Source organism: Lentzea sp. NPDC092896, assembly GCF_044754905.1.
Taxonomy (GTDB): Bacteria; Actinomycetota; Actinomycetes; order Mycobacteriales; family Pseudonocardiaceae; genus Lentzea.
The window spans coordinates 427,392-450,027 of record NZ_JBIVPX010000003.1 but is presented as its reverse complement, the minus strand read 5'-3'; the positions used below and the strand labels follow the sequence as shown (position 1 = coordinate 450,027).

20 protein-coding genes and 2 tRNA genes are annotated in these 22,636 nt (G+C 68.6%); 17 read left to right on the top strand and 5 right to left on the bottom strand.

What is annotated here, in order from left to right; all coding sequences use genetic code 11:
• Positions 1-91: 91 nt before the first annotated feature.
• The 3 genes from ACIQF0_RS17855 to ACIQF0_RS17845 all read left to right on the top strand — a co-directional run bounded on the left by ACIQF0_RS17855 (position 92) and on the right by ACIQF0_RS17845 (position 6,877).
• Positions 92-2,689: an SdrD B-like domain-containing protein gene (locus tag ACIQF0_RS17855; RefSeq protein WP_401030620.1), complete on the top strand. Its 2,598-nt coding sequence runs from the start codon at positions 92-94 to the stop codon at positions 2,687-2,689.
• A 166-nt stretch (positions 2,690-2,855) separates the two neighbouring features.
• Positions 2,856-6,005 carry a carboxypeptidase-like regulatory domain-containing protein gene (locus ACIQF0_RS17850; RefSeq protein ID WP_401030618.1) on the top strand — a complete coding sequence of 1,050 codons (3,150 nt, stop codon included), beginning with the start codon at positions 2,856-2,858 and terminating at the stop codon, positions 6,003-6,005.
• Between the two features lie 122 nt (positions 6,006-6,127).
• Positions 6,128-6,877 (top strand): sulfite exporter TauE/SafE family protein, encoded by a 750-nt coding sequence (locus ACIQF0_RS17845; RefSeq protein WP_401030616.1) that lies wholly within the window; start codon positions 6,128-6,130, stop codon positions 6,875-6,877.
• Here the strand turns inward: ACIQF0_RS17845 and hisC are convergent.
• Positions 6,867-7,934: a histidinol-phosphate transaminase gene (hisC, locus tag ACIQF0_RS17840; RefSeq protein ID WP_401030614.1), complete on the bottom strand. Its 1,068-nt coding sequence runs from the start codon at positions 7,932-7,934 to the stop codon at positions 6,867-6,869. The genes ACIQF0_RS17845 and hisC overlap by 11 nt on opposite strands.
• 75 nt (positions 7,935-8,009) lie before the next feature.
• Here hisC and ACIQF0_RS17835 point away from each other — a divergent pair, with 75 nt between their 5' ends.
• The 10 genes from ACIQF0_RS17835 to ACIQF0_RS17790 all read left to right on the top strand — a co-directional run bounded on the left by ACIQF0_RS17835 (position 8,010) and on the right by ACIQF0_RS17790 (position 16,107).
• Positions 8,010-8,651 (top strand): dienelactone hydrolase family protein, encoded by a 642-nt coding sequence (locus ACIQF0_RS17835; RefSeq protein ID WP_360047956.1) that lies wholly within the window; start codon positions 8,010-8,012, stop codon positions 8,649-8,651.
• 195 nt (positions 8,652-8,846) lie between these two features.
• On the top strand, positions 8,847-9,320 hold the full coding sequence (locus ACIQF0_RS17830; RefSeq protein WP_360047955.1) for a hypothetical protein: 474 nt from the start codon (positions 8,847-8,849) through the stop codon (positions 9,318-9,320).
• Positions 9,317-10,618 carry a PPE domain-containing protein gene (locus ACIQF0_RS17825; RefSeq protein WP_401030611.1) on the top strand — a complete coding sequence of 434 codons (1,302 nt, stop codon included), beginning with the start codon at positions 9,317-9,319 and terminating at the stop codon, positions 10,616-10,618. Before ACIQF0_RS17830 ends, ACIQF0_RS17825 begins: the two co-directional genes overlap by 4 nt.
• The gene (locus ACIQF0_RS17820; RefSeq protein ID WP_360047952.1) at positions 10,615-11,370 is read left to right on the top strand and encodes an ESX secretion-associated protein EspG; all 756 of its coding nucleotides are present in this window, start codon (positions 10,615-10,617) and stop codon (positions 11,368-11,370) included. Before ACIQF0_RS17825 ends, ACIQF0_RS17820 begins: the two co-directional genes overlap by 4 nt.
• Before the next feature lie 75 nt (positions 11,371-11,445).
• Positions 11,446-13,389 (top strand): acetoacetate--CoA ligase, encoded by a 1,944-nt coding sequence (locus tag ACIQF0_RS17815; RefSeq protein ID WP_401030609.1) that lies wholly within the window; start codon positions 11,446-11,448, stop codon positions 13,387-13,389.
• A gap of 155 nt (positions 13,390-13,544) precedes the next feature.
• Positions 13,545-13,634, top strand: a tRNA-Ser gene (locus ACIQF0_RS17810).
• Positions 13,635-13,675: 41 nt separating this feature from the next.
• Positions 13,676-13,748 (top strand) — tRNA-Arg (locus ACIQF0_RS17805).
• Between the two features lie 203 nt (positions 13,749-13,951).
• The gene (locus ACIQF0_RS17800; protein ID WP_401030607.1) at positions 13,952-14,797 is read left to right on the top strand and encodes an SAM-dependent methyltransferase; all 846 of its coding nucleotides are present in this window, start codon (positions 13,952-13,954) and stop codon (positions 14,795-14,797) included.
• Between the two features lie 124 nt (positions 14,798-14,921).
• Positions 14,922-15,749: an SDR family NAD(P)-dependent oxidoreductase gene (locus ACIQF0_RS17795; RefSeq protein WP_401030605.1), complete on the top strand. Its 828-nt coding sequence runs from the start codon at positions 14,922-14,924 to the stop codon at positions 15,747-15,749.
• Entirely contained in the window at positions 15,736-16,107 is a 372-nt protein-coding gene (locus ACIQF0_RS17790) for a hypothetical protein (protein WP_330271611.1), read from the top strand. The genes ACIQF0_RS17795 and ACIQF0_RS17790 overlap by 14 nt, the downstream gene beginning before the upstream one ends.
• Here the strand turns inward: ACIQF0_RS17790 and ACIQF0_RS17785 are convergent.
• A complete protein-coding gene (locus ACIQF0_RS17785) occupies positions 16,091-16,912 on the bottom strand; it encodes a serine hydrolase domain-containing protein (protein ID WP_401030602.1) in 822 nt (273 codons plus the stop codon). The genes ACIQF0_RS17790 and ACIQF0_RS17785 overlap by 17 nt on opposite strands.
• 23 nt (positions 16,913-16,935) lie before the next feature.
• Between ACIQF0_RS17785 and ACIQF0_RS17780 the strand changes: the two genes are divergently transcribed.
• Positions 16,936-17,847 carry a ribonuclease Z gene (locus ACIQF0_RS17780; protein WP_401030600.1) on the top strand — a complete coding sequence of 304 codons (912 nt, stop codon included), beginning with the start codon at positions 16,936-16,938 and terminating at the stop codon, positions 17,845-17,847.
• Here ACIQF0_RS17780 and ACIQF0_RS17775 read toward each other — a convergent pair.
• A complete protein-coding gene (locus ACIQF0_RS17775) occupies positions 17,792-18,649 on the bottom strand; it encodes an NAD-dependent epimerase/dehydratase family protein (protein ID WP_401030599.1) in 858 nt (285 codons plus the stop codon). The two genes, ACIQF0_RS17780 and ACIQF0_RS17775, sit on opposite strands and share 56 nt — an antisense overlap.
• Before the next feature lie 66 nt (positions 18,650-18,715).
• Here ACIQF0_RS17775 and ACIQF0_RS17770 point away from each other — a divergent pair, with 66 nt between their 5' ends.
• Positions 18,716-18,925: a hypothetical protein gene (locus ACIQF0_RS17770; protein WP_360047935.1), complete on the top strand. Its 210-nt coding sequence runs from the start codon at positions 18,716-18,718 to the stop codon at positions 18,923-18,925.
• 192 nt (positions 18,926-19,117) lie between these two features.
• Here ACIQF0_RS17770 and ACIQF0_RS17765 read toward each other — a convergent pair whose 3' ends face one another.
• Positions 19,118-19,258 carry a hypothetical protein gene (locus tag ACIQF0_RS17765; RefSeq protein ID WP_360047934.1) on the bottom strand — a complete coding sequence of 47 codons (141 nt, stop codon included), beginning with the start codon at positions 19,256-19,258 and terminating at the stop codon, positions 19,118-19,120.
• Positions 19,259-19,276: 18 nt separating this feature from the next.
• Between ACIQF0_RS17765 and ACIQF0_RS17760 the strand changes: the two genes are divergently transcribed.
• Positions 19,277-20,530 (top strand): hypothetical protein, encoded by a 1,254-nt coding sequence (locus ACIQF0_RS17760; RefSeq protein ID WP_360047932.1) that lies wholly within the window; start codon positions 19,277-19,279, stop codon positions 20,528-20,530.
• A 6-nt stretch (positions 20,531-20,536) separates the two neighbouring features.
• Here ACIQF0_RS17760 and ACIQF0_RS17755 read toward each other — a convergent pair whose 3' ends face one another.
• On the bottom strand, positions 20,537-21,295 hold the full coding sequence (locus tag ACIQF0_RS17755) for a hypothetical protein (RefSeq protein WP_401030596.1): 759 nt from the start codon (positions 21,293-21,295) through the stop codon (positions 20,537-20,539).
• 62 nt (positions 21,296-21,357) lie between these two features.
• On the opposite strand from ACIQF0_RS17755, the gene ACIQF0_RS17750 reads away from it, so the two are divergent.
• Positions 21,358-22,563, top strand: coding sequence for a DNA cytosine methyltransferase (locus ACIQF0_RS17750; protein ID WP_360047929.1), 1,206 nt, complete (start codon positions 21,358-21,360; stop codon positions 22,561-22,563).
• The last annotated feature ends 73 nt before the right edge of the window (positions 22,564-22,636 follow it).

The following is a 22,636-nucleotide window of genomic DNA, read 5'->3' as shown; positions in this document are numbered from 1 at the left end:
TCTTGAACGCATTTCCGGCCTGCCTCCGACCCTTTCGGCACTCCTGTTCCTGCGGTACTTTCCGCACGTCACTGGGACTCGGGGGGAACCGTTGTCCGATAGATCTGCCAGCCGTGCCGTGCTCAAGATCGGTGTTCTCACCACCGTTGTGGCACTGGCTTTCAGCAGCACCGCCTTCGCGCAGTCCGAGCCCGCGAGCACACCGCCCGCGCCCACCGGGACATCCGCACCGTCGTCCTCGGAGCCCCCGCCGCCACCGCCGCTGGCCCAGGCTCCTCAGCGGGACAGCGTCTCCGGCGTGCTGTACGCCGACAAGAACGGCAACGGAGTGCAGGACCCCGGCGAGGCGGTCTCGGGCGGCTTCGTGGAGCTCCTGGGCCCAGGCGAAATAGCCAAGCGCACCACGGCCATCGACGCGGACGGGAAGTTCGTCTTCCGCGACCTCGCGCCCGGCACGTACGCGCCGACCTACTTGCTGGACGACGGCTGGGTGGTTCACCACGTCGACCCCGGCGGTGACCTGATCGACGTCAGGGCGAACGAGACGACCCTGATCACGGCGCGTGCGGAGCGGCCGTACAGCGAGCAGATCCAGGTCAGCGCGACGTTCGACCGCGACAACTACCGCCTTCCGGCGACCGCGAGGATCACGCTGAACTTCCACAACGTCGGCAACCGCAAGATCTACGGAATCAAGCCGCAGTGCGAGAGCCGGAGCAGGCCGGAGGCACTCGGCCGCGGCAAGGGCTGGGACGCGCTCCTGGCGAACGGCCTCACGCTCGACGCCGGGCAGAGGTTCACGATGACGATCGACGAGGAGATCCCCGAAGCGGCCAGCCTGCTGGGCGCGGTGGGTCTCGTCTGCCGATTCGCTCCCAACGCCGGCTGGAACACCGACGGTCCGATGATCAGCGTCCAGGCGCGGGCGAGCGGCGGTGCGGGCGCGTACGTCATGGTGTTCGGCGAGGACAGGAACGCCGACTCGCGCATCGAGGGGGACGAGGCGGTCGAGGGCCTCCAGGTCAGTTTGCTGGACGGCCGGACCGGGAAGTTCGCCACCGAGTCCGTCAGCGGCGCGGACGGCCGGATCGAGTTCGCCGGCCTGCCGATCGGTGAGTACCGGGCCGTCATCCACGGGCCGTGGACGTTCGCCGACGCGGGACAGGAGCAGGTGGTCATCACCGGGAAGGGCGGCGGTGGGGTCCGGTTCCTGAAGTCCGCGATTCCTGCGGAACTGCGGGTCGAGGTCAAGCTGGACAAACCTCGCTACGAGTCGCACGAGACGGTTCACCTGGAGCTGACCATCACGAACATCGGTGGTCAGACAGCCGAACAGGTCTGGGTCGAATGGCTCGACGGACTGTCGCTGCCCGCCGAGCAGTGGGGAGAGTTCAGGCCGTACTTCGCCGGCGGGCGGATTCCCGCCGGCGAGTCCCGCACCCTCAGCGCCTCGGGCCGGATCAGCGTCATCGCCGACGGCGAGCTCGCGGTGGTGGGGGCCGTCGCCCACCTCGGCATGCGGAACCTCTCCGGCTTCCGGGCCACGGCCGAGGTCGTGCAGACCAAGGGCGATCTCGGTGGCGTCGTCTACACCGACAAGAACGGCAACGGGCGGATCGACGAGGGCGAGGCGGCCCCTGACGCCGTGGTCTCGCTCAGCGGCGGCGCTCCGCACGACTCCCGTGAAGTCGTAACGGACTCCGAGGGCAGGTTTTCGGCGAAGGGCATCCCGTCCGGTGACTACATCATCAGCTTCCGGCTGGCCGGCGGGTGGATCGTGCACGCCGAGAGCCAAGACCCGAACGTGCGGGTCGAACCGGGCAAGCCGCTCGACCTGACCGTCCGGGCGGAGCGCCCGTACACCGAACTGTTCACGGCGACCGCCGAGCTGGACAAGACCTCCTACGTGCTGGGGGAGACCGCCAAGATCACCATCAGGTTCGCCAGCACCACCGGCCGCGAGATCCGCGGCATCAAGGCCATGTGCAACTTCAACGGCGACGTGCACCACTTCGGCGGCAACTTCGACAACCTCATGCCGCCGGGATGGGGAGACCTCCGCGAGGACAGTCCCGGTGTCACGCTCGCCGCCGGCGGGACGAAGACGGTCGTTGTCGAGGAAGCGGTGCCCGCGGGCGCCGCCATCTGGCAGATGGCGGCGCTGGCCTGTCGCTTCGGGCCGGACCCCACCGAGAACAACGACGTGCCCTTCGCCTTCGACTGGGCCGCTGTCCAGAGCGGGACCGGTTCGTTGAAGGGCAGGCTCGCGCACGACCGCAACAACAACCGCGTCGTGGACCCCGGAGAGGCCGTCACCGGCGCCCGCGTCCTGCTGATGACCGACCAGGAGTACGGCTTCCAGCTCGCGGAGGCGGTCTCGGACGCGGACGGGGTGATGCGCTTCGACGAGCTGCCGCCCGGTGTGTTCTGGGCGTCGGTCGACGGACCGTGGAGGTTCGAGGGCGACGAGGGCCAGACGGACATCAGGGGCGGCGAACTGACGCAACGCGACTTCTTCGTGGTGCCCGCGCCGCAAGCCACGCCACCGCCCGCTCAGCAGCACTCCAACGGTGGCACGAAGGGCGCGCTCGCCAAGACCGGCGCCAGCGTGCTCGGACTCGGTCTGCTCGCCGCGCTCCTCGTGGCGTTCGGCATCGGTGCTCGGGTCGCCGGTCGCCGGAGGACCTGACTGAGACAGGAATCATTTCCTGAAATGTCTTTGATCCGGTACTTTGCCCGAGTCTGCCGGGCACGTGCGGGGGCTTGATGCTCAGGCAGACCATTCCTACGGGGTCTATGGGGGATTCCTAGTGTCCGAGAGATCGGTCAGCCGTGCCCTGCTCAGATTCGGGGCCTTGACCACCGCTGCCGTCCTCGCGTTCGGCACCGCCACCGGCGGTGCGCAGGCGCAGGAGCCGGAAACACCGACGTCGACCGTTGCGCCGACGCAGACGACCGAACCGAGCACGCCGCCGCCGTCGAACGAGCCGGAGCCGCCCGCGTCGAGCGACCCATCGGTCCCGCCGCCGTCGGGTGACCCTGCTCCGCCGTCGACCTCGACGCCTCCGCAGGAGAACCCGCCCGTCCCGAGCACGTCCGTCCCGAGCACGCCGGTCACGCCGCCCAACGAGCCCGCGAAGGCGGAAGAGCCCAAGCAGGCGGCGCAGCAGGCCGCACCGGACCTCAAGATCTCCGTGAAGTTCGACCGCGCCGAGTACGCCATGGGCGAGCCGCTGGGCGTCACGGTGACCCTTCGCAACGAGGGTGACGTGGCCGCGAACCAGATCCGGTTCGCCAGCGAGGTCCTGTCGATGAACCTGACCACGGGCGTCGACGACCTGATCTCCCGCCCGAGCCTGGCTCCCGGCGAGGAGAAGGTGATCAAGCTCGGTGCCACGGCGCAGTGGGGCGTCCCGAACGTGGCGCTCACCGTTCGCACCTGGGCCGAGGGCGCGACCGACAAGACGCCGAACGACAACCTGTCGCGAGCCGAGACGAAGATCGTCAGCAACGGCGGCCAGATCAGCGGTGTGCTGTTCGAGGACCGCGACGGCAACGGCGTCGCTGGCCCTGGCGAGGGCATCGACTGGCAGACGCTGAAGCTGAGCGGTGGTCCCGCGTTCCCGAATTCCGGCCAGACCTACAACGGCGGCCAATTCACGATGCGTGACGTTCCGCCTGGCACTTACCAGGTGCGCTGGACCGGCAGCGGCCCCGGCAGCCCCAACTCCCTGACGGTCAAGCCCGGCCAGTTCATCACCGTCAAGCAGGGCGAGACCACCGAGGTCGCGCTGCAGGCCGTGCCGGCGCTCTCGCGTTCGCTGTGGATCTCCGGCCACTCGTTCGACAAGCCGAGGTACGCCAAGGGCGACCCGATCTCGGTGAGCGTCACGCTGCGCAACAACGGCACGGCGCCGATCACCGACCTCGTCACCGTCTGCGACCCGGAGAACGACCCGGCGACCCTCGACGGCACCGGCGACGGCTGGGGCGACCTGCGCCCGGACCGCGGTGGCGTCACGATCGCCGCGGGTGAGACGAAGACGTTCACGGTCACGGACACCGTGCCCGACGTCGACTTCCCGAACGGCAAGGTCTACTTCGCCTGCGCGTTCAGCGTCGACGGCCGCAACGCCGACGGTCCTGGCGCCGGCTACGGCTCCGCGAACCCCGGCCTTACGGTCGGGGCGGACGTCGCCGGCATCTACGGCACGGTTTCCGGCCACCTCCGCGTGGACGGCTCCGGCATCGCCTCGACCAAGATCGTCGCGATCGACCCCGCGACCAAGAGGATCGTCGGCCAGTCGTGGACCGACTGGAACGGCTCGTGGCGGATCCAGAACCTGCGGCAGGGCAAGGTCGCCTTCCAGGTCGTCGGCAGCTGGAAGCTCGAGGACGGCAGCGCGCACCGGCTCGTCGACGTCATCGCCGAGCAGGAGGTCGTCGCCGACCTCGACGTGGTGAGCGGTCCCGTCGTGAACGACCCGACGGTCTTCGCACCGGACCTGAAGGTCTCGGTCTCGTTCGACAAGTCGAACTACGACCTCTCCGACATGGTGCGCATGACGCTCAAGGTCGAGAACATCGGCACCGGCGCGGAGCCGGCGCGGGGTCGCTGGAACGGCACGCCTTACAACGAGCAGGAGCCCTACTTCGACTACACGGAGCTCCGCAAGTTCCTGGACCCCGAGATCGTGCTCTACCCGGGCGAGAACAAGCAGGCCACGTTCATCGGCCGGCTCAAGGACGGGGGCGACAACGCCGACAAGCTCCGCAAGGTGAGCTACGTGGCCGAGGTCGGCTCCCAGACCGCAGACCCGAACCGCGACAACAACAAGGCCGAGGCGCGGGCGGACGTCAGCTGGGGCACCGGTTCCTTGGCGGTCCTCGTGTACGGCGACCGCAACCTGAACGGGCAGCCGGACGCGGGCGAGGAGCTCGCGAACCGCAAGGTTCGGGTCGGCGGCGGCAAGCCGCACGTGAACAAGGAGGCGACGACCGACGCTTCCGGCCGGATCCGCGTCACCGACGTGCCCGCGGGCACGTACTCCGCCTCGGATCAGTACGACCGCGACTCCGGCTGGCTCCAGGACACCCCCGAGGCCGATCGCTTCGCCGTGGTGAACCCCGGCGACGAGGGCACGGCACGGGTGCGGCTGGTCCGGCCGCTGTCGGACGAGCTGAAGGCGTCGATCAAGTTCGACAAGCCGGAGTACCAGGCAGGCGACGCGGTCGGCGTCTCCGTGTCGATCACGAACGGCACCACGAAGTCGTTGCAGGTCAAGGGGGAGTGCGGGGGCGGCAGCTACGGCCCCTACCTCGGCAACGACCTTCCGGAGTGGGGTCAGCTGGGCAGGGGCGCCGCCGGTGTCCAGATCGCGGCGGGCCAGACGTTCGACGTCCACTTCAGCACCGCTTTGCCCGCGTCGTCGCCGGACTGGGGCTACGTCACGGTCGGCTGCTCGTTCGGGCCGGAGAACGGCGGCGGCAACCCGCACGCGTCCGCCACGAGCAAGGTGCCCGGTGCGACGGAGACGTTCACCGGCTTCGTGGTCACCGGCGACTGGATGGCGCCCGAGAAGGTGCCGAACGTCAAGCTCGTGCTGCTCGACCCGCACACCGGCAAGCCGGTCGTGAGCACGACCACGGACGCCCAGGGTGCCTGGACCTTCCCGGACCTGCCGGTCGGCGAGTACGTCCCGCTGGTGGTGGGCCCGTGGAAGGTCATCGACCTCGGCGAGGGTGAGCCCTTCGGCAACGTCCGGGGTCGCCAGTGGCCGTCGTACATCTGGATCGAGCGCGGCCCTGAGGTCACCGACCCGACGGTCGTCACTCCCGGAGGCGCTGGCGGGAACGGTGGCGGCTGGAGCAACGGCACGATCCTGGCGCCGGCGACCAGGAACACGGACGCGCTGGCGAACACCGGCGTGGGCGTGCTCGGACTCGTGCTCTTCGGCGCGTTGCTCGTGATGACGGGCGCGGCGATGAGGCGCAGGACCGCCTAGCCGAACATCTCCTGGGCAGGCCCGGCGCTCACTCTGAGTGCCGGGCCTGCTGTCATTAGCGCCACACTCTGTCGTCCCGAGTGGAGTGTTAGCGTCGCTAACCAGTGGGTACGGGGGTGGACATGACGGTCTGGGAAGCAGTCGCGGTGGTGATCGCGGGTGTGTTCGCAGGCGGCATCAACACCGTCGTCGGCAGCGGCACGCTCGTGACGTTCCCCGTGTTGCTCGCCGTCGGTTATCCGCCTGTGGTCGCGAACGTGTCCAACAGCCTCGGCCTCGTGCCCGGCTCGTTGTCCGGCGCGTGGGGCTACCGGGAGGAGCTCAAGGGGCAGGCGGACCGCATCAAGCGGTTGCTGCCCGCGTCGATCCTCGGTGGCATCGTCGGGGCGATCCTGCTGGTCACGTTGCCCGCCAAGGCGTTCACCGCGATCGTGCCGGTGCTGATCGTGATCGCGCTGGTGCTCGTGGTCATCCAGCCGTGGCTCAACCGCAAGCTCTCGCACCGCCGCAACGACAACGATGGCGGTCTGCTGCTGTGGTTCGGCGTCTTCGCCGCGGGCATCTACGGCGGCTACTTCGGTGCCGCGCAGGGCGTGCTGGTCATGGGGATCATGGGCGTGCTCGTCAGCGAGCACCTGCAGCGGATGAACGCGCTGAAGAACGTGCTGACCGCGTTCGTGAACCTCGTCGCCGGGGTCATGTTCATCTTCATCGCCGACGTGGCGTGGCTGGTCGTGCTGCTGCTCGCCGTCGGGTCCGTGGTCGGCGGCCAGATCGGCGCCAAGATCGGCCGCAAACTCCCACCCGCCGTGTTGCGCGGCGTCATCGTGGTGGTGGGAGTCGCGGCGATCGTTCAGCTGCTCATGAAGTGAACGCGCGGGCGGCGGCCAGGAAGGCGTCGTTCTCGTCCGGCTCGCCGATCGTCACGCGGGCACCCTCGCCTACGAAGGCGCGCACGACGACCTTGTGCGCCAGGCAGTGCTCGTTGAACGCGGCCGTGCGCTCGCCCAGCGGCAACCACACGAAGTTCGCCTGCGTCTCCGGCACGTCGTAGCCCATCGCGAGCAGTTCGCCGCGCACCCGGCCGCGTTCCGCCACGATCGCGCGGCAGCGGACCATCAGCTCGTCCTCGGCGTCCAGCGAGGCCATCGCGGCCACCTGCGCCAGTGCGTTCACGGAGAACGGCACGTAGACCTTGCGCAGCACGTCGGCGACGACCGGCGGCGCGACCGCGTAGCCGATCCGCAGGCCGGCGAGGCCGTACGCCTTAGAGAACGTCCGCAGCACCGCGACGTTGTTGTGGCCCGCGGCCCACTGCTGCTTCGCGAGCTCGACGCCGTCCGGGACGTGCGCGTCGTCGACGAACTCCTTGTAGGCCTCGTCGAGCACCACGAGCACGTCGCGCGGCACCTTCGCGATGAACGCCTCGATCTCCTCGGTGCGCAGCGCGGTGCCGGTCGGGTTGTTCGGGTTGCAGACGAAGACCATCCGCGTCTTCGGCGTGATCGCCGCGAGCATCGCGTCCAGGTCGTGCGTGTGCTCCGAGTTCAACGGCACGCGGATCTGCTGTGCGCCCGCCACGTGCGTGACGATCGGGTAGGCCTCGAACGACCTCCACGCGAACAGCACCTCGTCGCCGTCGGCGCAGGTGGCCTGGACGAGCTGCTGGCACAGGGTCACCGAGCCGCAGCCGATCGCGAGGTGGTCGGCAGGGACGCCGAGTTTGTCGGCCAGCCGTCCGGTGAGTTCGACGGCGCCCGAGTCGGGGTACCTGTTGATGCCGGAGGCCGCCTCGGAGATCGCTTTGACGACGCTCGGCAGCGGTCCGGCGGACACCTCGTTGCTCGCGAGCTTGATGGCGCCGGGGATGCTCTTGCCGGGCACGTAGGACGGCAGGGACGCCAGGTCAGCACGGGTTCGCACGGTCATGTCCCCGATCCTCGCATTGCTCCGTCCGATTGGTCACGTTGACTGGAGTTCACCCCGTCGTGGAAGGGTAGGGCGATGACGAGTACCCGCATCGAGACGCTTTCCCTCACCGACGGCCGTGAGCTGCGGGTGACGATCGCCGAACCCGACTCCGCAGTGCGGGGCGGACTCGTGGTGCTGCACGAGGCCCGTGGCATCACCGCGGGCGTGCGCACGCTCGTCAGCAGCCTCGCCGACGAGGGCTGGCTCGCGATCGCGCCGCACCTCTACAACGAGGACCGCGTGCACGGCGACGACATCAAGGACCAGGTCAGCAAGCTCTCCGGCGACCGGTTGCTCGCCGACACCGACGTCGCGTTCGTCTGGCTGGGCCAGCAGGGCGTGAGCGCCGACCGGATGGGCGTCGTCGGGTTCGACATCGGCGGCACCGTCGCCATGGTGGTAGCCGCGAGCCGCACGATCGGCGCCGCGGTCACGGTGCAGGCGCCCGGCATCCTCGAACCGCTCTCCGACGGTCTTCCCGCGCTGGTGGACGTGGCCGGCGACCTCACGTGCCCGTGGCTTGGAATTTTCAGCGACGAGGACTCGGAAGAAGTGAGCAAGCTTCGCGATGCTGTGATCAGCTCCGAAACCGCGTCAGATCTGGTCCGTTTCAACGTTTCCAGTGACGAAGCGTGGGTTCGTGCGTTGAACTGGTTCGACGCTCACATGAGGTAAGGGTCTTTACGGCGGATTGGAACCGAACCGTCGTCCGGGTACATCTAAGGAGTGCTTCGGACGGCTGACTGGGTGTAGCAGTGAGTAACGCCCAGTGCTGCGGTGACGAGTTATATGCAGTGCAGGGGGTTATGACGGATGGCTGAAGGAACTGGGACAGGGACCACCGGAACGACTGGCGCGGACACCCCGCCGGTGACACCCGACGTCACGACGTCGGTCACCGCGCCGATCACGGCTGAACAGCTGGCGGCGGCGAAACCTGTTCTCCAGCAAGGTCTGCTGGTGGACAAGGCGGAGGCGAGCAACGCCGCGGCCAAACTCGACGCGGCGGCGGACAGCGGCAAGCTGACGCTCGACGTCGACGCGGCGGACGCGTTGATCAAGGCCGTCGATGCGGCCCGGGACCAGGTGATGGACCTGTGGAAGCGCGCGACCGATCAGCTCGCCACACCGTTGCAACTGGGGGAGAACCCGGTCGCGAAGGCGATCAGCGCGCGGTTCTCCGACCTGGCGGTCGGTGAGGACTCAGGCGCCGCGAAGGCGTTGCTGGACCTCTTCAAGGTCCTCGACGACATCAGCAACGCCCTGAGCCGCAACCGCGACACCATCCGCGATGCCGACGAAGAAGCCGAGAAGTCGATGAAGAACGCCGGGGGGTCCTGGTGAGTCACGGATCGCACGACAACAAGGGCAACGGCGACAAGGACAACAAGTCGTCGAACCACCACGATGACGACGACAAGTACGACCGCAACGACCTGCACGAGCCGGTCGACTGGATGACGTACACGCACGAGCAGCTCTACAACATGGTGCACACGGGCGTGAACCTCGCCGGTGCGCAGGCCGCCGCCACGAACTGGCAGAAGATCGGCGAGGACATCGCCGGTGTGCGGACGAGCCTGCTCAAGGCCGTCGAGGACTCGTCCGTCGGCTGGGACAGCGACTCCGCGCGGCTCGCGCGGGACGGCCTGACCGAGGTCACCAACTGGGTCGACGACACCGCGAACTACGCGACGAAGGTGTCGGCCGCGATCACGACCGAGACCAGCAACGTCGAGGCCGCGCGTGCCGCGATGCCGCCGCCTCCCCAGGCGCCCGCGGCACCGGTGCCCGCGGAGACCAAGCTGCCGACGCCGATCCTGAACTCGTCGGACCGGCTGGTGATGGTCGACCAGGTCGACGGTTTCGGTGCGACGGCCCTGCAGAACCCGGCCCTGGTCGCCAAGAACCCCAGCGCGTTCGCGGGCTTCGACACCGTCGGCGCCAGCCCGGTCGAGACCCTCGCGGCCAACGACGCCTCGCACCGTCTCGCGGCGGACGTGATGGCGGCGTTCCAGCGCAACTCGGCGGCGGTCGACCAGACCGTGCCATCGCAGTTCACGCCTCCGGTGAACCCGATCAACCCGACGCCGACCGGCACGGATCTCACCAACCGCTCGCACACGGGGCCGGACGGCACCAACGCCGGTGGCGCTGGTGGCGCCGGTGGTCCCGTCGCGACCGGCACGCAGAACCAGAACCGCGGCACCACGAACGCGTCCTCTCGCGGTGGTGGCGCCGGTGGGTTCGGTGGTGCGGGTCGTGGTGGCGCCGGCGGGTTCGGTGGCTTCGGCGGCGGAATGGCTCGTCCGTTCGGCTCCAACTCTGGCAACCAGGGCTCCGGTGGCGGTGGCGCTGGAGGCGCGGCCGCGTCCGGTGGTGGCACGGCCGGCGTGAGCGAGGGCTCGCGCGGTGGTGGTGGCGCCGGTGGTGCGGCGGCCGCTGCCTCGGCGGCGCCCGGCAACACGACCAAGGCGTTCCAGAACCCGCTCGCGATGGGCGGCGCGCCGATGGCCGGTGCCCCCGGTGCGGCCGGCGGCCAGAACGACTCGAAGGAACACAAGACGGCGAGCTACCTGGAAGAGGACGACAACGTCTTCGGCCTGGACCGCAAGGCGGCCCCGCCGGTGATCGGTCAGTGAGAGAACGCCAGTTCACGGTGAGCTCGCAGGAGTTCTTCCTGCTGTGGCAAGCCGTGCACGGCGAGGACCGCGTCGTGCCGCTCGGGACGCCCCACTTCGGGGCCACTCGGGCGGCGCGGCAGCGTCTCGTCGAAGAGAGCTCGCAGACGTTGCAGGCTCGTCGGTTGGGCACGGTGCAGCGTCCGGATCCCGATCTCCGCGCGTTGGTCAGCGGTCTCGGCGAGTTCGACCGGGCGTTGGAGATCGCGTACTTCAAGGGCACCGAACTGGCTCGCGGCATCGCCTGCGCGGGCTGGGGAGGCTCCTTCGCCGCCCGCGTGAACGGCGAGGTGCACCTGTACCCGTTCCACCCGACGTCGCTGGCCTCCGCCACGGTGTCATCGTTGCCAGGCCTCGCGCCGGGCTCCGGCCGTGCGGTGAACGTGCGCTGGGACGACTACGTCCGCGCAGGTCAGGCGGGTGAGCAGGACGGCAAGCAGGCGTTCCTGGACGTGCTGCGCGGTGTCGGCATCCGCGAGCCGGAGGCGCACAACCTGATGCGCATCGTCACGTCCCGCATCGGCGGCGGCGAACTGGGCCTGACCGCTCGCAACCGCGACGGCGTGCCCCGACCGACCGGCCGTTCGGTCTCGTGGCTCGACACGCGTGAGGGCCGTTACCTCCTGCGCAGGCAGGACGGCTGGCTGGTGCTGGCTCCCGCCGACGCCTCCCGGCTGACCAGCGCCGTCGACGAACTGATCGCGGCGGGATAGTTCCACACCAGCGGGCTACCGCAAGTCCGCCAATCACACATGGACGTTCGGTTGTGCCTCAGTTAGACATGGGGCATGACCGACACCGACGTCGAACTGCTGTGGCGCCCGGACCCCACAAGGGACAACGGGATGTCCGCTTTCCGGACGTGGCTCGAAGGCCGCGGACACGACTTCCCCGACTACGAGTCGCTGTGGGAGTGGTCAGTCTCCGACCTCGAGGGATTCTGGGGCGCCATAGCTTCGTACTTCGACGTCCGGTTCCACGACGAGCCTTCGCGCGTGCTGGGGTCCACGGAGATGCCCGGCGCGGAGTGGTTCCCCGGCGCGACTTTGAACTACGCCGAGCACGCGTTGCGCCGCGGTGCCGACGACGACCTGGCCGTGATCTTCCATCGCGAAGACGGCGTCGCCTCTTCTTTGACGTTCCGTGTGCTTCGCTCCCGCGTGGCCGCTTTCCGGGCCGCGTTGGCCTCTCTGAGCGTCTCCCAGGGCGACCGGGTGGTCGCACTCGTCCCGAACGCCCCAGAAGCCCTCATCGCCTTCCTGGCGGCCGCCTCGCTCGGCGCCACGTGGTCGTCCTGCTCCCCGGACTTCGGCGCGCGTGCCGTCGCCGACCGCTTCACCCAGATCGAGCCGGCGGTGTTCGTCGCCGTCTCCGGCTACGTCTACAACGGACGGTCGTTCGACTGCCGCCCGGTGGTCGAGGAGATCCGCGCGCAACTGCCCGGCCTGCGCGCCACCGTCCTGATCGACTACCTGGACAACGGCGCCTCGCTGCCGGACACGTTGTCGTTCTCCGAGCTGGTGTCGTCGCACGAGGGCGCCGAGCTGGAGTTCACGCCGGTGCCGTTCGACCACCCGCTCTGGGTGCTCTACTCGTCCGGCACCACGGGCCTGCCCAAGGGCATCGTCCAGGGCCACGGCGGCATCGTCCTGGAACACCTCAAGATGCTCGGCCTGCACAGCGACCTCGGCCCCGGCGACCGGTTCTTCTGGTTCACCACCACGGGCTGGATGATGTGGAACTACCTGGTGGGCGCCCTCATGGTCGGCACCACCATCGTCCTGTACGACGGCAGCCCGGCGTTCCCGTCGCTGAACACGTTGTGGCACCTGGCCGAACAACACCGGGTCACCTACTTCGGCACCTCGGCCCCGTACGTCCAGTCGTGCCTGAAGGAAGGCCTCGACCCGTCGTCCCGCTACGACCTGACGGGCCTGCGCGTAGTCGGCTCGACCGGCGCACCTCTGACCCCGGAAGGCTTCCGCTGGATCGCCTCCGCCGTGGGCAAGGACGTCCAGATCGCCTCGGTCTCCGGCGGCACCGACGTCTGCACCGCGTTCGTGGCCGCCTCCCCGGACCGCCCGGTCTGGCTGGGCGAACTCTCCTGCCGCTCCCTGGGAGCCGCCGTCCACGCCTACGACGACGCCGGCGTCCCACTGGACAACGAGGTCGGCGAACTGGTGATCACCAAGCCGATGCCGTCCATGCCGGTCTTCTTCTGGGGCGACGAGGACGGCTCGAAGCTGCGCGACGCGTACTTCGACACATACCCGGGAATCTGGCGCCACGGCGACTGGATCCGCATCACCCCACGAGGCTCGGCGGTGATCTACGGCCGCTCCGACTCGACCCTGAACCGAGGCGGCGTCCGCATGGGCACCTCGGAGTTCTACCGCGTGGTCGAGTCCATCGACGGCATCGTCGACTCCCTGGTCATCGACACCAGCGGCGTCACCGAAGGCGAACTCCTCTGCTTCGTGGTCCTCGACGGCGTGCCGCTGGCCGACGTGGAACCGTTGCTGCGCCGAGAATTGCGAGCGTCCCTCTCACCCCGCCACGTCCCGAACCGTTTCGTGGCCGTCGCCGAGATCCCGAGGACCCTGAACGGCAAGAAGTGCGAGGTCCCGGTCAAGAAGATCCTGGCCGGCATGGACCCGGACCGAGCCGTCAGCCGAGGCGCACTCCGCAATCCCGAGTCCCTCCAACCGTTCCTGGAACTCGCCGCGGAATGATCTAGGTCACTCCGTCCGCGGTGACCAGGCGTTTAACGCCCCTCTCCACCCCTCTGAACATGCTCTGACCAGCAGGTTTTGAGTAAGGAGGGGGGCGTTTTGCAACTCGGATGACGACCTGTGTAACCTATGTCCCGTGGCCGAGGATGGTCCCGGGAGGCTTCGCCTAGTCTGGTCTATGGCGCCGCACTGCTAATGCGGTTTGGGGTAACCCCCCATCCCGGGTTCAAATCCCGGAGCCTCCGCAAGGCCGAGCCTCTAGGGGATCGGTTATAATTGAATACACGCGCTCGTAGCTCAACGGATAGAGCATCTGACTACGGATCAGAAGGTTGCAGGTTCGAATCCTGCCGAGCGCACTGACTCAGGGCCCTGTGGAGAAGTTTCCGCAGGGCCCTGACGCATTTCTGGTTGTGGTGCGGCGATCCGGCCCGCTCCGGGTGTCGACCGGGATCGTGGACAACGCCGACGAGCGGACACTAGCGTTGGGATTCGCCGGTGCGGGCCTCCCTGCACCGGCGAATCCATGTCCGGACGGGCTGATCACGAAAGGCCGGGTTTGGTGAACACCACTGTCGAGCAACAGGTCCGCGAGTACTACGACCACGCAGGGCCCGCCTACCACGCGCTCATGGGGCAGTTCTGGCACCACGGGGACCTGGAGGCCGAACGAGCCGGCCTGTCGCCCGAGGACGCGGCGAAGGCGTTGGCGCGCAAGCAGGTCGACGCCGCGGGATTGCGTCCTGGCGGGACCGGGCTGGACTTCGGCAGCGGTGTCGGTGGCACGGCGGTCTACATGGCCGAGATCTCCGGGGCGAACGTCGTCGGCATCTCCAACAACGAGTGGCTCTCGGCACAAGCGCGCACATACGCGGCCGAGCAGGGGATGAGTGAGCGGGCCGCGTTTCTGACTGTGGGGGACGAGGACTACAAGTCGCTGATCGCGTGGCCGGACGGGTCGCTCGACATGGTCAGCTTCTACGAGTCGGTGTGTCACCTGCCGGAGAAGGCCGCCTTCTTCGCCGCGGCGTTCCGCGCCCTCAAGCCCGGTGCTTGCCTGGTCGGGGTGGACTGGATTCGGCGGCCGTTCGGCGAGTACCGGACCGAGGAGCAGATCGCGCCGTTCATCGGGCCGGTGCAGGAGGTCATCTCCATTCCCGAGCTCGGCACGCTGGACGAGTACCGCGAGATGATGTCGGCCTCCGGGTTCATCATCGAGGCCGCGGAGGACCTCTACCCGGACGTCGAGTGCTGGGGCAGCACGCCGCCGGACGACGGTCAGGGCTGGGGTGAGTACACGGCCGGCGAGAACGACTCCGTGATCCACGACGGGAAGCGCGTGCTCGACGCCGCACGTGCCGCCGGGGTCTTCTCCGTCGCGCGGTGGGTCGCGCGCAAACCTGGCTGACGACTGACAGGCCCGGCACGCCACGGGGTGTGCCGGGACCGGTCGCCGCTTCACGCACGCCGTTCGGCGAGGGCAGCGGCTGTTCGCCGACGTGACGGGCGGCCCGCATGGCCACACTCGAGGTATGGCGATTCTGGCGGGCAAGGCCGTGGTCATCACCGGCGCCGGGCAGGGATTGGGGCGGGCGTTCGCCACCCACGCGGCGGCCGAGGGGGCCGCGGTGGTGATCAACGACGTGAACGAGCCGCTCGCGAGGCAGGTCGCCGACTTCATCACGCTCAAGGGCGGCAAGGCCGTCGTCAGTGCCGGCAGCGTCGCGGACTCCGATCAGGCGGAGGCGATGGTCGACACCTGCACGGCCGCGTTCGGCCGGATCGACGGGCTCGTCAACAACGCCGGCATCCGCTACCAGGCCGAGATCGGCCAGGACGACCCCCGTGCCATGCGCGAACTCGTCGAGATCAACGTGCTCGGCACCCTCTACTGCACCAACGCCGCGGTCAGGAGCATGCGCGGCGGGTCGATCGTCAACCTCGGCTCGGTCGCGATGGCGGGGCAGCCGACGGCGCTCACCTACAGCGCCTCCAAAGGGGCGGTGGCGAGCATCACGGCCGGGGCGGCCGCCGAACTCCACGAGCGCGGCATCAGGGTCAACGCCGTGTGCCCCGTCGCCTGGACGCGCATGGCCGCCGCCGACACCCTGGCCAAGCCCGGCGGGCCGCCTGAGACGATCGCGCCGCTGGTCACGTACCTGCTGAGCGACCGCGCCGCGAAGGTCACCGGGCAGCTCATCCGGCTCGCCAACGGGCGCCTGCACGTCATGGGGCAGACGTCGCCGAAGGAACCCGTCCTCGAGAACGCCCTGTGGGACGTCGACGCGATCGCCGAGGCCTTCGAGCAGCGGCTCGAACCCGAGGACCCCGCCTGGGTCCGTTGGGGTGTCGGAAGGTGACGCACGCCTGATCACCAGGCAGAGTGGCGGCGTGGAGCAGCGGGAGATCATGCAGCGGGCGCTCGGCGTCCTGACGCTCACCTACGACGGCGCCGGGTCCAACGACTACCTGCGGATGGCGCTCAAGTCGTTGCAGGAGGGCGTGTTCAGCTACGAGGTCAAGGTCGACGGCGAGCTGAACGAGGCCGGTCAGCAGGCCCTCAAGCAGGCGATGGACCAGGTGCTGTCGCAGTTCGGCTGGTTCACCGCAGGACTGCTTTACGCCTTCCACGGTGTCGCGCAGGCCTACGAGAACGACTACGAGGAAGCCGACGTGCAGGAGGTCCTGCGTCAGCTCGCGATCAGGCTCGCCGACTGAGAAGTTCCGCGCGGACGCCGTCGGAGAACGGCGTCCACGCCTCGACCGCCCACGGCCCGAAACGCAGGTCCGTCAACGCGACGCAGGCCGCGGAGATCTCCGGGTCGACCCACAGGAAAGTGCCGGACTGCCCGAAGTGGCCGAAAGTGCTCGCGGAAAAAGAAGTCCCGGTCCAGTGCGGCGACTTCGAATCGCGGATTTCGAAGCCGAGACCCCAGTCGTTCGGCTTCTGCATGCCATAACCGGGCAGCACCCCGTTCAGTCCGGGAAACACGACCGAAGTCGCCTCCCGCACCAGATCGGCGGAGACCAACCGCGGCGACAACAACTCAGCGGCGAACAACGCCAGGTCAGCGGCACAGGACTCCGCTCCGGCACCGGCCGAGCCGACCAAAGCCGAGGAATTCATCCCCAACGGCGCGAAAACAGCCTCGTGCAAATAGGTCGCGAACGGCATTTCGCACGCCGAACCCACAAAAGAGGCCAGCACGTCAAACCCGGCGTTCGAGTAGATCCGGCGGGTACCGGGAGCGGCCTGCACCTCGGCCTTGTCGAACGCATAACCGGCCGCGTGCGCGATCAGATGCCGCACGGTCGAACCCTCGGGACCGGCGGGCTGGTCCCACTCGACCGCGCCCTCCTCGACGGCCACCAGCACGGCGTACGAGGTCAGCAGCTTCGTGACGGACGCGAGCGGGAACACGCGCTGTTGATCACCCAACGAGCCGACCACGCCGTCCGGCGCCACCACGGCCACCGCCACGTTCTCGACAGGCCACGACGCCGCCACTTCCACGCTCCGCATGGGACAGACGTTAACGTCAGGGTGTGACAGTCCGGGAACTGATCGTCCTGGGAACGGCCAGCCAGGTTCCCACGCGCCAGCGCAACCACAACGGCTATCTGCTCAGGTGGGACGGCGAGGGCTTCCTCTTCGACCCGGGCGACGGCAGCCAAAGGCAACTCCTGCGCTCAGGCGCCGCTGCGAGCGACATCACCCGGATCTGCATCACGCACTTCCACGGCGACCACTGCCTGGGCGTCCCCGGCATCGTCCAGCGGCTGTCCCTGGACCGCGTCCCGCACACCGTCCACGCGCACTACCCGCAGTCGGGCGCCCACTTCTTCGAACGCCTCCGCTACGCCAGCGCCTTCTACGACGCCGCGGACGTCAAGGAGGTCCCGGTGGTCGACGACGGCGAGATCGCCAACGGGAAGTTCGGCACGCTGGAGGCCTACCGCCTCGACCACGGCATCGACAGCGTCGGCTACCGCCTGATCGAGCCGGATGGCCACCGCATGCTCCCCGAGAAGCTCAAGGAGCACGGCATCCAGGGCCCGCAGGTGCGCACGCTGCAGACCGAGGGTGAGTTCAACGGCATCAAGCTCGCGGACGTCAGCGAACCCCGCAAGGGCCAGCGGTTCGCGTTCGTCATGGACACCAGGCTCTGCGACAACGTCTTCGAGCTCGCCGACAACGCCGACATGCTGGTGATCGAGTCGACCTATCTCGCCCGCGACACCAAGCTCGCCGGCGACCACGGCCACCTCACCGCCCAGCAGGCCGCCCGCGTCGCGCAGGACTGCCGGGTCCGCAAGCTCGTGCTGACCCACTTCTCCCAGCGCTACGAGGACCCCGCCGAGTTCTACGCCGAGGCGGCCGCGGAGTTCGACGGCGAGATCGTCATCGCGAAGGACCTGGACCGGGTCCCGGTGCCGAAGCGAGCCACTGGTCCCTGACGATCTCCTCCAACGCCGACGAACGCGGCTCCCAGCCCAACGCACGCAGCCGTGACGAGTCGGCCCGCAGTGATCGAATCTCACCGGCGTGCGCGGGCTTCCAGGTCACGTCCACGGCCCGCCCCGTCACGTCGGCAACGGCGTCCAGCACGTCCCGAACGGAAGCGGCGGTCGCCCCGACGTTGTAGACCGCCGACGTGCCCACGGAACAAGCCTCCAAAGCCACGACGAAGGCAGCAGCAACGTCGCGTACGTGCACGAAGTCGCGCACGGCTCCGCCGTCGCCGTAGACCTCCATTCCAGGCACGGTTCCGGCGGCGCACGCGACAGCCCGGGTGATCACCCGACTGGTGTCCGCGTCACCACCTCCAGCGACGTTGAACAAACGGAGAGTGGTCGCCCCGATCTGTCCTGACTGTGCTGCCCACGCCACGAGGTCCTCCGCGGCGGCCTTGGAGGCGGCGTACGGAGAGGAGGGTTCCCGGACCGACTCCTCGGTCAGGACGGCGTCCGACGGCCGGTACACCGTGCCAGTCGACGCGAGCAGGAATCGTTGGCCCTTCAGGGCTTTGAGCAGATTCAGCGTCCCGCCCACGTTCGTCTCGTAGTACGGGAGTGGATCAAGAAACGACTCCCGGACACGGGCGACCGCGGCCAAGTGGATGACGGCGTCCACATCGGCCAACTCGAACGGCTCTGACAGCCGCTGACGGGACGAAACCGGTTCATGACCATGAACCCGCAGCTCACGCACCACGACCCTGCCGACGTACCCAGTGGCACCGGTCACTAGAACTCGCACGAGTTGACCCTAAAGGTCGACGGAGACTGCGCCGATAACACACGAGTGAGTTACCCCCATCGCGCTGTGCACACGAGCATCGCCGGACTCCTGCACGATCACGCCGTGCACGAGTTCAAGCGGCAGGAGTTCCTGCGCAACGTGGCCGAGATCGTGGGAGCCGCACCCGCGCCCGGTCCCGCAGAGCTCACCACGCCGTTGCCGTCGATCAACCCCAAGCGCAGCTTCCTCGCCCGCGTTGACCAGGTCCTTCGGGACGCGGCCCGCTCTCTGTGAGCACCCGTACCAACGACTGATCCACTTGCTTCGAGGCTTGAGCCGACAGGCCCGTCGCAAGATTCATCCGGCCGTTGCCGGACCGTGCTTCGACACACATACCGGGTGGCTCTACGCTACGCGTCACCCGGCGATCGCCGGTCACGTCCTCCGCTTCTCTTAAGCGAGTTTTCGGCGATGAATCATGTCCTCTCAGCGCTCAACGAGCGCCTCGGCAGGTTGTTCGGTGACCGGCTGGTAGTTCTGGCCGGTGGCACGCGTCTGGCTAAGCGCGCGCATGAGCTGCATACGCTCGGCGCTCGCCATACGCTCGTGCTCGATACCGACGATCATGCCCCGCTTCATGATTCCGTGATCGCCCGCTGGGTGTCGCTGGGCATCAAGGGCAGCCTGGTCGCCGTCGAGCAGCGCCGTCTCGGCAAGCTGCTCACGAAGCCGGGCAACGAGGTCAAGGCGATCCTGCGCGACTTCGACCCCGGCAGCGAAGCGGTCGTGATCAGCACGCCCTACAACGAGATCAGCTCGTTCCAGGGGCGCCCCGTGCTCAACGCGCGGGAGCCCGAGTGGGTCGCGCTGGAGAACAAGACCACCATCGACGCGCTGTGGGACGAACTGTCCGCCCGCCGCGCGCCCGCGATGGTGTTCGACCTCGACTTCGAACGTCTCTGGGGCGCCTCGGAGATCCTGGACCGCGGCGCCGGCGTCGTCTGGTCCGGTGACGGCCCCGCGATCAACGGCGGTGCCAACTTCGTGCGCCGCGTGCGGTCGTACGAGGAGGCCATGGAGGCCTTCGACGTGCTCGCGCCCAAGTGCGACCAGGTCCGAGTCATGCCGTTCCTGGAAGGCATTCCGGTCAGCGTGCACGGCATCGTCTTCCCGGACGGCACCGCTGTGCTGCGCCCGATCGAGATGGTCGTGCCGCGCCGCCAGGGCCAGGCCAAGTTCCTCTACGCGGGCTGCGCGTCGTACTACGACCCGCCCGTGTGGATCCGCGACGAGATGCGCAACCTGGCCCGCCGCGTCGGCGAGCACCTGCGCGAGACCGTCGGCTACCGCGGCACGTTCACGCTGGACGGCATCGCGACCGAGGACGGCTTCCTGCCGACCGAGATCAACACCCGCTACGGCGGCGCGATGGTGTGCTTCGAGGACGCCGTCCCGACGCTGCCGCTCGCGCTGGTGCAGGTCGCCCTGGTCGCCGGCTGGAACCTGGGCATCTCCTCGATGGAGTTCGAGGAGCTCGTGCTGCAGGCCGCGGACAACCACCGCGCCGGTGCCGTGGGCGCCAACGTGCGGGCCGTGCAGCCGACCGAGGTCGACGAACGCCGCGTGATCTTCACCGGCTGGGCGTGCCGGCTCGCGCACGCCGACGAGCCCGCGCACGCCACGCTGCGGCTGAGCCCGTCACCGATCGGCGGCCGCCTCGATCTTGATCTGCACCGCGAGAACATGCCCGTGGGCGCCCCCGTGGCGGCGCTGACGGTCGCGGCGTTCGCGCTCGCGGACCAGGAGTGGGGAACGGGCCTCGGTGCCCTGGAACCCGCCGTCGCGGTCGAGGACGAGGTTCAGGTCGAGCAGGCCATCGAAGAGGCCGTCACCGCTTAGAGAAGATCACCAGGCGCCCTCGTCCCCGTACGCGGAGACGAGGGCGAACTGGTAGCCCATCAGGGCCGCGGCGACCTCTGGTGGCTGGTGCACCGGACGCACCAGCCCCTCGCCCAGCACCTTCGGCTGGTCCACGCCCAGCAACTCGGGCGAGTCCTTCAGCAGCGCGACCCCGATCTCGGCGGCGTCCGCGAGCATCTCCTCGCCCGGCAGGTCGATCATGTCCGTGATCAGCCCGTGCACGAACGCGGGCAGCTTCTCCGGCACCGCGCAGGCCAGCGCGACCAGGCACGCGACCCGTTCGGACGCGAGCGCCTCGAAGATCTTCGGCGCGCCCTGGGCGACGGCGTGCCGGGTCTGCGTCAGCCAGTCGGGGGCCGTGCGGGGCAGTTCGCGGCCGAGAGCGTTCCACCTGCGGTGCGTGCGGCGTCCGTCCTCGGTGAAGCCCTTGCCCGCCAACGCCATAGCGGCCAGCAGGAAGATCACCCGGTCCCGCACGTCGCCGGCGACCTTGTAGGACGCCCCCAGCTCCACCAGGAACGGCACGGCGCAGAACGAGGCCTCGGACACCGTGTCGTCGGTGAGAAGCCGGTCAGCGAGCTGTGAGAGCGCGTTCTGCCGCGCGTCCTCGCTGGGGTCCATCAGGGAGCGCAGCAGACGGGGCACGCGGCCGGCGCCACCCCGGCCGTCGTAGACCTCGGTCCAGGAAATCCTGTCGAGTCCGCGCAACGGGTCAGGCCGTTGCCAGGCGCGCGGCAGCTCCATAGGCGGGAAAGGTACGGGATGTCACGGAAAGGTCCTCGGCGCCTCGCCCGTACGATCTCGCCGTGTCCTTCTCGGTGGCCGACATCTTCTCGGGTGCGGGCGGCATGAGCTTCGGCTTCCACGCCCACCGCGACTTCCGGGTCGTGGGTGCCGCCGACGCGCAGATCGGCAAGCCGAGTTCGAAGTTGGGTTCGTTGCGCTGCAACGACACCTACCGCGCGAACATCGGCGTCGACCCGTTGGAGGTCGACCTCGCGAGAGTCTCGCCGGCGGCGTTGCGCGAGGTCTGGGGCCTCAAGCGCGGCGAACTCGACGTGCTGCTCGCGTGCCCGCCGTGTTCGGGCTTCAGCCGCATCACCTCGCAGAACCACCTGCGCGACGACCCGCGCAACTCCCTCGTCGGCCGCATCGCGGTCTACGCCGAGGAGCTGCGCCCGAAGGTCGTGCTGATGGAGAACGCCCGCGAGCTCGTCAAAGGCAAGCAGCGCCACCACTTCGACAGCCTCGCGCAGGAACTCACCCGGCTCGGGTACTCGGTCTGGGGCGGCACGCACATGCTGTCGAGGTTCGGCCTGCCGCAGCTGCGCGAGCGGACGCTGATGGTCGCCGTGGACGGCGGCCTGCCGTTGCTGACGCTGGACGACCTGTGGGCGGGCCGCGTCATCCGCCCGTCCGCCATCACGGTCCGGCGCGCGATCAGCAAGCTGCCGGTCGTCGCGGCGGGGGTGGCGGACCTGGAAGACCCCATTCACGTGTCGCCGACCTTTTCCCAGGACCGCAGTCTCGAAAGAATGCGTGCAATTCCTGCGAACGGCGGATCGTGGGCTGATCTGCTCCGCTCACCGGAGACCGCGGAGTTGTTGAATCCTGCACAACGCAAGATCGTCGAACAGCAGAACTGGGGTTCGCACCCCGATGTCTACGGCCGGTTGTGGTGGGACGAACCGGCTCGGACCATCAAGCGGGAATGCGGACATGTCGGCAACGGGCGATATGCCCACCCCGTCCAGCACCGCCTCTGCACGGTCCGCGAGATGGCCCTCCTGCAAGGGTTTCCGCGCCAGTTCCGCTTCGACGTCTCGATTCTCGGGAACGCGTATCGGCACGTCGGAGACGCTGTTCCACCGCTGATCGCCTACCAGCTGGCCGGACTGACCCGCTGGATTCTCACCGGCCGCCGACCGGAACCCAAGGAGATGTGCCTGCGCGGCACTTCGCTGCGTCCTGGCGACATTCGTCCGGCAGAAGTTACCGAAATGGTGGCGTAGGTCTCTGAACCGACCTGGGTGATCATCCGTAGCGGGACGCCGCTATTGATAACTGTTCGGCAACGAATTTAAC